Source organism: Kordia sp. (assembly GCF_045105435.1).
In the GTDB taxonomy this organism is placed as follows: domain Bacteria; phylum Bacteroidota; class Bacteroidia; order Flavobacteriales; family Flavobacteriaceae; genus Kordia.
The window spans coordinates 1-9,450 of sequence record NZ_JBGCDL010000090.1; the positions used below are offsets into that span (position 1 = coordinate 1).

At 34.7% G+C, this 9,450-nt stretch carries 10 protein-coding genes; all 10 read left to right on the forward strand.

Annotated features, from left to right (window positions below):
• Window positions 1-210, forward strand: a 210-nt coding sequence (locus AB8B65_RS04175) for an arsenosugar biosynthesis-associated peroxidase-like protein (protein ID WP_405299599.1), incomplete at its 5' end; no start/stop codon positions are given.
• A gap of 121 nt (window positions 211-331) precedes the next feature.
• Window positions 332-1,387, forward strand: coding sequence for an arsenosugar biosynthesis radical SAM (seleno)protein ArsS (gene arsS / locus AB8B65_RS04180; protein ID WP_405299600.1), 1,056 nt, complete (start codon window positions 332-334; stop codon window positions 1,385-1,387).
• Window positions 1,388-1,667: 280 nt separating this feature from the next.
• Window positions 1,668-2,180, forward strand: coding sequence for a rhodanese-like domain-containing protein (locus AB8B65_RS04185; protein ID WP_405299601.1), 513 nt, complete (start codon window positions 1,668-1,670; stop codon window positions 2,178-2,180).
• A 2-nt stretch (window positions 2,181-2,182) separates the two neighbouring features.
• Entirely contained in the window at window positions 2,183-2,791 is a 609-nt protein-coding gene (locus tag AB8B65_RS04190) for a TIGR04282 family arsenosugar biosynthesis glycosyltransferase (RefSeq protein WP_405299602.1), read from the forward strand.
• Window positions 2,792-2,837: 46 nt separating this feature from the next.
• Entirely contained in the window at window positions 2,838-3,566 is a 729-nt protein-coding gene (locus AB8B65_RS04195) for a T9SS type A sorting domain-containing protein (protein ID WP_405299603.1), read from the forward strand.
• 16 nt (window positions 3,567-3,582) lie between these two features.
• Complete coding sequence (locus AB8B65_RS04200) at window positions 3,583-4,395, forward strand: purine-nucleoside phosphorylase (RefSeq protein ID WP_405299604.1); 813 nt, start codon at window positions 3,583-3,585, stop codon at window positions 4,393-4,395.
• Window positions 4,396-4,534: 139 nt separating this feature from the next.
• Window positions 4,535-4,942 carry a DoxX family membrane protein gene (locus AB8B65_RS04205; RefSeq protein WP_405299605.1) on the forward strand — a complete coding sequence of 136 codons (408 nt, stop codon included), beginning with the start codon at window positions 4,535-4,537 and terminating at the stop codon, window positions 4,940-4,942.
• Window positions 4,943-4,955: 13 nt separating this feature from the next.
• The gene (gene arsM / locus AB8B65_RS04210; RefSeq protein ID WP_405299606.1) at window positions 4,956-5,924 is read left to right on the forward strand and encodes an arsenosugar biosynthesis arsenite methyltransferase ArsM; all 969 of its coding nucleotides are present in this window, start codon (window positions 4,956-4,958) and stop codon (window positions 5,922-5,924) included.
• A gap of 433 nt (window positions 5,925-6,357) precedes the next feature.
• Complete coding sequence (locus AB8B65_RS04215) at window positions 6,358-8,379, forward strand: hypothetical protein (RefSeq protein ID WP_405299607.1); 2,022 nt, start codon at window positions 6,358-6,360, stop codon at window positions 8,377-8,379.
• 189 nt (window positions 8,380-8,568) lie between these two features.
• The gene (locus AB8B65_RS04220) at window positions 8,569-9,450 is read left to right on the forward strand and encodes a sterol desaturase family protein (protein ID WP_405299608.1); all 882 of its coding nucleotides are present in this window, start codon (window positions 8,569-8,571) and stop codon (window positions 9,448-9,450) included.

Here is a 9,450-nt window from a genome sequence, read left to right on the forward strand (position 1 = left end):
CCACGCGAAAAATCATTAATCGCATTAGCCGTTGCACATACCGAGCAATGTCCATACTGTATTGATGCATACACAAAAGATGGTTTGCAACGCGGAATTACAAAAGAAGAAATGATGGAAGCTATTCACGTTGGCGCTGCCATAAAAAGTGGTGCAACCTTAGTACATGGCGTGCAAATGATGAATAAAGTTAATAAATTGGAGATGTGAGCAGGCTGTTAATTTTGCCAAGCAAAATCGTACAGATCGCTCATCCCGATGAAAATCAGGATCTCATAATTAGAAATAAAAGATTCTCTTAAAAGAGTAGAATCAAAATTCAAACGAATACATGGCGACAAAGTCCCTACAAAAAAGAGAAAGTGAATTAGCAAATACACAACGTCAATTGGAAATTCTGTCAAACGGAATCTTTCAAAGTGGTGAATTGCCAACATTCGCAAACAAAATAAAAGAAACAAATCAATTTCCCCTAAAACCAAAAAGCATTGAAATATTGCAAATCAATGTCGGCTATATGTGCAATCAGGTTTGTTCACATTGTCATGTAGATGCAGGTCCAGATCGAAAAGAAATCATGACGCGCGAAACCATGCAACAATGTTTGAATGTCATTGAAAAAACAGGCGCACATACACTCGACCTTACTGGTGGCGCACCCGAAATGAATCCGCACTTTCGTTGGTTTGTTGAAGAAGCGTCAAAAATTGGTGTGAAAGATTTTATTGTACGATCAAACTTAACCATTATTCGTGCCAACAAAAAATACTATGACTTGCCCGAATTCTTCAAAAAACACAACGTACATGTTGTTTCTTCAATGCCACATTGGACACGCGGAAAAACAGACAAACAACGTGGTGATGGAGTTTTTGACAAATCTATAAAAGCATTACAAGAATTGAATGCTGTTGGTTATGGTATGCCAGATAGCGACTTGCGATTAGACTTGGTATACAATCCGTCAGGAGCATTTTTACCAGGCGATCAAATGGCCATGGAAAAAGATTTCAAAAAGGCTTTATTTGACGATTTCAACATTCAGTTTCATAACCTATTTGCGATCACCAACTTGCCAATAAGTCGTTTCTTAGATTACCTAATTGCTTCCGAAAACTACGAAGATTACATGTATTCATTAGTAGAAGCGTTCAATCCAAGCGCAGTTGCAAGTGTAATGTGTACCAACACAATTTCTGTAAGTTGGGACGGTTGGTTATACGATTGCGATTTCAATCAAATGCTCGATTTAAAAGTAGCAAGCAAATCACAACACATTTCAGAATACAACGAAGAAGATTTAAGCAAACGAAATATTATCATCTCGCAACACTGTTACGGTTGTACAGCTGGCGCAGGAAGTAGTTGCCAAGGAACAGTTGCTTAAATAGTGCTTTAGTATACAAAATTTAGTATTGCTTTGCTTTTTACGTGATGTTTCAATAATTGGCAGCGACGATCTTAAGAAATAATGAGTGAAAAACGGAATTGCGATGCGTAGCATCAAGCATGAAGCGCATGAACGAATGATGCGCAGCAATTTCCTATAGATCGTCTTGACTTTTTTGGTTCGTTTTTGTGTCAAGACAAAAATGAACATGTAATATAAAAGTTTCAAAAAAAACAAAAAGGTTATAACTTAAGGGAATATTAAATCAAAACTAGAAATGAAGTATATACTATATTTTATAATTCTTTTCTCTTTCGCTTTCGCGAATGGACAAACGGCACTCGACAGTCTTCTTCTAAAAGAAAACAAAAAATCTGTTCCATACATCACGGTTGCAGAGTTGCTTCAAAAAGAAAACATTGTATTACTTGACAGTCGCGAAAAAATAGAATACGAAACCAGTCATATTGAAAATGCTGTTTGTGTTGGCTATGATAAATTCAAACTGAAAAAAATAAAAAAAATACTTCCAAAAGATAAAAACACACCAATAGTAGTGTATTGTTCTTTAGGAATTAGGTCAGAAGATGTCGGCGAAAAACTCAAAAAAGCAGGCTACAAAAATGTGTACAATCTCTATGGTGGAATTTTTGAATGGAAAAATCAAGACAATCCTGTCATAGACAACAAAGGAGACACTACCGAAAATGTGCATACGTTCAATGAAGATTGGAGTATTTGGCTCAAAAAAGGCGTCAAAATCTACAAAAAGAAAAAATCTAAACAATAAACATGCGCAACAGTACAACGCTTCTCATGACGTTTACACGAAATCCTGAACTCGGAAAAGTAAAAACACGATTAGCAAAAGGCATTGGCAAAAAAGCCGCTTTAGAAGTTTACATCAAGCTTTTAGAACACACCGAAAATGTGCTTCAAAAAATAAATACGGATAAATGTGTATGGTATTCAGTTTCTGTTCGACAGAACGATATATGGCCCGATGATTTATATCAGAAGAAGGGACAATTCGGTAACGATCTAGGAGAACGTATGCTAAATGCATTTAAAGATGCTTTTCAACATAAATACGAAAAAGTAATTATTATTGGAAGCGATTTATACGATCTACAACCCAAACATATTGAAGAAGCAATAGAAGCTTTACACAGTAATGACATTGTTATTGGTCCTGCACAAGATGGCGGTTATTACTTATTAGGAATGAAAACCCTACACGAAAAAGTATTTGCTCCAAAAAATTGGGGAACAGAAACAGTCTTAGCAGACACATTGAACGATTTGGACAACCAAAGCATTCATTTACTAGAAACCTTAAACGACATTGACCACGCAGAAGATTTAGAACCATACGAGGCTTTTAAAAACTATTTACTATAACTAGTAGCGTAATTCATCCTAAGAATACGCTCACAAAAAGCAAACTATGAAAACAAAATTACTCGTAATCCTATGTGCTGTATTTGGCGCACTACAAATGAATGCCCAATGTGCACGATCTGGAAACTTTGTTCAAAGCGATCCAGCCTACAATATCAGTGGAACAGCAAACATCACCTTTCAAACCAACGGCGCAAAAGACGTTGTTTTTGACGCAAATTTCATGACGGTTCAAGGTTTAGATTTAAGAGTCTATTTATCAAAACAAGATGACATCAATGCTACGGGCGCTGATCCAATTGAAGTAACAACTTCTGCTCTATTGGGAGACAATGGAATGACATCTCCAGTATTATCACCAATCACAGGAATGAAAACATTTCCTATCAATCAAACTACCTATCCAAACGTTGATTTAGGTACGTATGATTATATCGTTATTCAATGTATCGGAATTAACGAACGTTGGAGTTATGCAAACTTAGGAACTGCTAATGGTCCTGATTGCACAACATTAAGCATAAACAAAGAAACGTTGAGTGAATCAGTCTCAATCTATCCAAATCCTGCCAATGATCGCTTTGAAGTTTCAAACGATTCTCAAAACGAACTTGCTGTAGAAATATATGACATCTTAGGAAACAAAGTCATTGCTTCAGAAGCGTCGCGTGTAAAAAAACAATCGTTTTCTTTAGCAAACTTAAATTCTGGTGTATATTTAGTTCAATTAAAAAGCAAGAACCAAAAAGTGGTTAAAAAATTGATAAAGCGCTAAAAACGTACACACATTTATGTTAAAACACATCACAGAAACAACCGAATATTTAATAAGTAAAGGATTTGACAATCCAGAAATCGGAATCGTATTAGGAACAGGTTTAGGAAAACTTATCGATGAAGTAGACATCATCGCGGAAGCACACTATAATAACATTCCGTACTTTCCATTGGCAACAGTCGAATTTCACACAGGAAAACTCATCTTTGGAACCTTAGCAGGAAAAAAAGTAGTGGTTATGCAAGGACGTTTTCATTTATATGAAGGCTATGACTTTGTAGACATTACTTATCCAATTCGTATCATGCACAAACTAGGAATCAAAAAACTATTGGTTTCAAATGCTGCTGGAGCCATCAACTTAGACTACAAAAAAGGAGATATTATGATCATTGACGATCACATCAATCTTCAAGGCGGTTCACCATTGGCTTTCAAAGGTGTGAGCGAATTTGGAGAACGCTTCGCAGACATGAGCGCTCCGTATGATGCAGACATGATTGCTAAAGTAGAAGAAATTGCCGCAGCGCAAAACATTGACATCCAAAAAGGAGTCTATGCAAGTGTCGTTGGTCCGCAATTAGAAACGCGTGCCGAATACCGAATGCTAAAAATAATTGGCGCCGATGCTGTCGGAATGAGTACCGTTCCAGAAGTCATTGTCGCAAATCATTTAAACGTACCATGTATGGCAGTTTCTGTCCTTACGGATGAATGTGATCCAGATAACTTAGCACCTGTAGACATTGCAGATATCATTGCAGTAGCTGGAAAAGCAGAACCAAAAATGATTACACTCTTTAGTGAGTTGATTAAAACATTGTAAGTGAGTTGTAAGGTTTTAGTAATGAGTATTGAGACGTAAAAAAGTGCGGTCTGAGGCGTTTGACGACCAAAAAAAATTGTGAGTTATGAGTTAAAAAAAACAAATTGACATCTCAACAAACAAACAAATCAACAAAAAAATGAACCAAAAAATCGCACTACTAACCATTCGATTGTTACTAGGCTTTATCTTCTTCTTTCAAGGATTTGGTAAAATATTCAAATTCGAAATGGACAATGTATACAACAACTTTTTTGCAAAACCCTATGAAGGTATTTTACCCGATTTTCTATTGCAAGGAACTGCATATTATACATCTTATGTAGAGTTTTTAGGCGGTTTGTTGTTAATAATTGGACTAAAACGCGACTACACATTATACGCTTTGGCATCTGTGTTAATAATCGTAACTTTCGGGCACGGTTTGAAAGATCCAATTTGGGATTTATCACACGTACTATACAGAGCAATTTTATTGTTGACCTTGCTCCTATTACCAAAAGAATGGGACCACTATCGACTAGACACTTTATTGAAGAAAAAATAAACAGAAACGATTAATGAGTTATTTAGAAACTACACACGACGTATACAAAGAAGCAGCCTTAACACCTGATATTGGATTGTGTTGCACAACAAATCCTATTTGGGAATTACCAGGTTTAAAAATTCCTAAAATCATGCAAGAAATGAACTATGGCTGCGGAAGCACGGTACATGCGCGCGATTTAACCAACAATCCGACAATGTTATATGTTGGTGTTGGTGGCGGAATGGAATTGTTGCAATTTGCATACTTCAACCGTCAAAAAGGTGGCGTTATTGGTTTAGATGTTGTAGATGAAATGTTAGAAGCATCTCGCAAAAACTTTGAAGAAGCCGAAGCACAAAACGATTGGTTTAAAAGCGAATTTGTAGACCTAAGTAAAGGTGATGCACTAAACTTACCTGTTGACGATAATTCGATTGATGTTGCGGCACAAAACTGCTTATTCAACATCTTTAAAACTGAAGATTTAAAAAAGGCAATTGCTGAAATGTATCGTGTTTTAAAACCACATGGTAAATTGGTCATGAGCGATCCTACATGTGAGCAGCCAATGAACGAAACACTTCGTAACGACGAACGTTTGCGTGCATTGTGTTTAAGTGGAAGTTTGCCAATTGCAGAATATGTAAAAATGTTGACAGATGCAGGTTTTGGAACGATTGAAATTCGCGCACGCAAACCGTATCGAATTTTAGATTCGAAGAATTACGCAACAGACGAATTAATCTACATAGAATCAATTGAAGTAGCAGCAATCAAAGATCCAATGCCAGCAGACGGACCTTGTATTTTTACAGGGAAAGCGGCAATATACTTTGGTACAGAAAACCACTTTGATGATGAAAAAGGACATATTCTAGTAAAGAATCAGCCAATTGCTATCTGTGATAAAACAGCTGGAGATTTAGCGGCTTTAGGAAGAGATGATATTTATATTTCAGAATCTACGTACCATTATGATGGCGGCGGATGTTGCTAGATTAAATAGTATTGAGAATTGAGATATCAGTATTGAGCGCAGTCGAAATCAAATCGAAACCATGCGCTTTATAGAATCTCGACTGCGCTCGATTTGACAGTTTTACTCTAATTAAACAAAACGTCACTTCGAGTGATTTTTCGAAATAAAATGAAAAAAAAATTGTATTTCAATTACACTCAATAGAGCTATCGAGAAGTAATTTGAATCGTCATTACGAGTGATAGCGCGGTAATCTGTTTATTATATACAATTTCGTTATTTGAAGTATGAGATTGCCACTCTCCAATCAAGTTGGAGATCGCAAAGACGTATTTAAGAATTCGCAAACTATACAAACACCACAGTTCACGCATTGAAATGTGGTGTTTGCGTATTGGTCATTTTATACCGGCCTTGAAATGTGTAGTTTTATACCATAAAACGCAATTCAATGAAAGGCTTTCTGTCTATACTTTTCTATTTGATCTTTTCCGCAGTAGCGATTGGACAAGATTATGACGCATTGGCTGTTCAAATTTTAGAAGACATTCCGTTAAATAATTTTAAAAATGAACCTACTTTTTTAAGAATTTCCTATGTTAAAAATGGTGATCTTATTGATGAAAACGGCAAAGATTACAGCTACCAAACAAAAAACACAGTAGCACGAACACACTTTTTATCCCCCAAAAATTTAGCACGTTTACAACGTAAAATAAAAACTGCATTAATTCCGTATTTAGAAGCTCAAACAATGCAAAGCGGCATCTATTTTCACGGAAACCCTGTGTTTAAAGGATATCCTGATTTAATGCCAAAATTTGAAACGATTACTCATGGAGAAATAATAATCTATAACAGAAAACAAACTATTGGATATTTTCCGTATAAAAACAAACCTATAGATGTTAACGTACAAAAATCACTTTGGGACTATATTAAACAAACAAATCATATACAATTAGAGTTTCATCAATCGAGCGCAGATAAAGTACTTGTAACGGGAACTATTAATCATAAAAAAGTAGATCTCAATTACCAATTGGTTTATGGAAAATGGCTGCAAGTTCCTCAATTACGCACGAGCGATATTACACATTACACTCACGATGGCGAATTATTCATAAAACACAATAATATCACGTTTGAATATGAAAAATTATTTGATCTTGAAGATGTTGATGTAGTTTCAGAAACAGATATCACTCCTGTTCATAAAGAATCCTTTGCCTCTGAAAATTTAATTAGTATTGATTCAATAGTTGATTTTAGTTTTTCAGATTTAAGAAACCTAAAATTTACTCATGAAAACGAAGATAAAAGTGAGAAGTATGAGTTTTTTCAATTCAACACAGAGTTATTTGCTTTAGTTTATTATTATAAATATGATGGAAAATGGTCTTTTAGTGAAGTCACTCTCTATCCGTACAGTCCAATTTCTATCACAAAAAACAAAAGAATCTATTATCTTTTTGGAGAAGATGGAGGTGTAATTATTCCTGAAAAAAATGGCATACATGTCTATCTTGGCAAAACCCAACGACTTTATAATTTCAAAGATTTTTCTACAGAAAAACAACAAAATCACAATAGAAATTATGATACAGAAACCTTAGCATATATTGCAAACAAGCAAAAATTTGACCTTTTTTATCAAATCAAAGAAGAAGAGGGAAAAAAACGGATGTATAATTATCTTGGCATCAATAAATTGGAAAAAGCGTACGATTCTATTTTTGTAAATAATTTTATTGTCGGCGTAAAAGATGGCATGTATGACATTTACAATCAAGCGTTTCAAAAACTTCCTTTGGAAAACGTTCGTGCATTTCATCTAGAAAACACATCAACAACTGAAGGTTCAAACTATATTCCACACAGTGCGCAAATTATTCATAAAAACACATTGAAAACAATTTATTTATCACTCAAAAAAGACAAAAAAGGTTATTTAAATGCGTACACATATCATGGACTTCCTACTTTTGACAAAACTACTCATAAAATTAGCAGAAAAAATCACAACCTTTGGATTACTCGTAGCAGTATAGATTTTCCTGAAGTTTTTATGGACAAATATCAAATTCCCATTAAGGAAAAAGAGGTTGATTATATTTATTTTCTTAGTAATAAAAAACAAGAAATTAGCTACGAGCAAGTTCAGTTACGATACGGACTCGATTTAAGAGCTATTATTCACTTAAAAACGAAACAAGGAACACATTATTTATACCATACTTCATACGTAAACGAACCGACTTCTCCATTTATCAAAACCGCTTTAGAAGAAGTTGAAGCGTATGCAGATTGGATTCGTTTCAAAGAAAATAACACATACGGCTACTACGGAATTCACAAAAAAGGACGCTACAAAAAACTAGAAGCTTTTCAAGGTTTTTTTGCAAAGTTTGAATTGCCAAACGGACAAAAAGGTTGGCTCGATAGGAATGGCAACGAATATCTGAATTTATAAGCTGCAACACTACTTTCCAAAATAGTTCTCATAAATGTTAAAATTGGTAAGTTTTACGGTTTATGTTCGTCAAACTAATCGTGCCTATTTCAACATTATGATTTTAATTATTTTATTTGTTTTGAATCGTAAAACAATGAAAACATCTAATAGATAGAAACCGAAAAGAATACTTAAATTTGTAACTGCATGGAAAATTACGTTGACATTTTTTTAAAATCCTACGGTAACTACTGGAATTACTTCTTGGAACTTATCTTTTTCCAAAAATGGGATAACTATTTTTACGGATTAATCGTAATTTCTTTAGTAGTTTGGATCTTAGAAATCATTTTTCCTTGGCGGAAAGAGCAATCCATTTTTCGTAAAGATTTTTGGTTAGATACTTTCTACATGTTTTTCAACTTTTTCATTTTTAACATTCTCATTTTTGTCGCGCTTTCCAATACAACAGTTGCATTTTTTAATGATTTTTTAGGTGTGATTGGTCTATCGCTTGAAAATTTACAACTATTCAATGTCAGCGCGCTTCCAAGTTGGGCAGGCTTGCTTATTTTCTTTGTCGTGACTGATTTTGTACAATGGAATACGCATCGTTTGTTACACAGAGTTGATTTCTTATGGAACTTCCACAAAGTGCATCATTCGGTAAAAGAAATGGGCTTTGCAGCACATTTGCGCTATCATTGGATGGAAACGATTGTGTATAAATCGTTGCTCTACATTCCGGTTGCCATTATTGGCGGATTCAACGTGCAAGATGTAGCTTTTGTATACTTTTTTACCATTGCTGTCGGACATTTGAATCATGCGAATTTAGGTTGGGATTACGGTTTTTTAAAGTACATTTTCAACAATCCGAAAATGCATATTTGGCATCACAGTAAAGAATTGCCTGTGCGATATGGCGTAAATTTTGGACTTACGTTAAGTGTTTGGGATTATCTTTTTAAGACGAATTACATTCCAAAAAACGGACGCGATATCGAGTTGGGTTTTTCCAATGACGAAGCGTTTCCTCAAGATTTTTTACAGCAAGAAATTTATCCTATCAATCTAAAAAAAGAATAA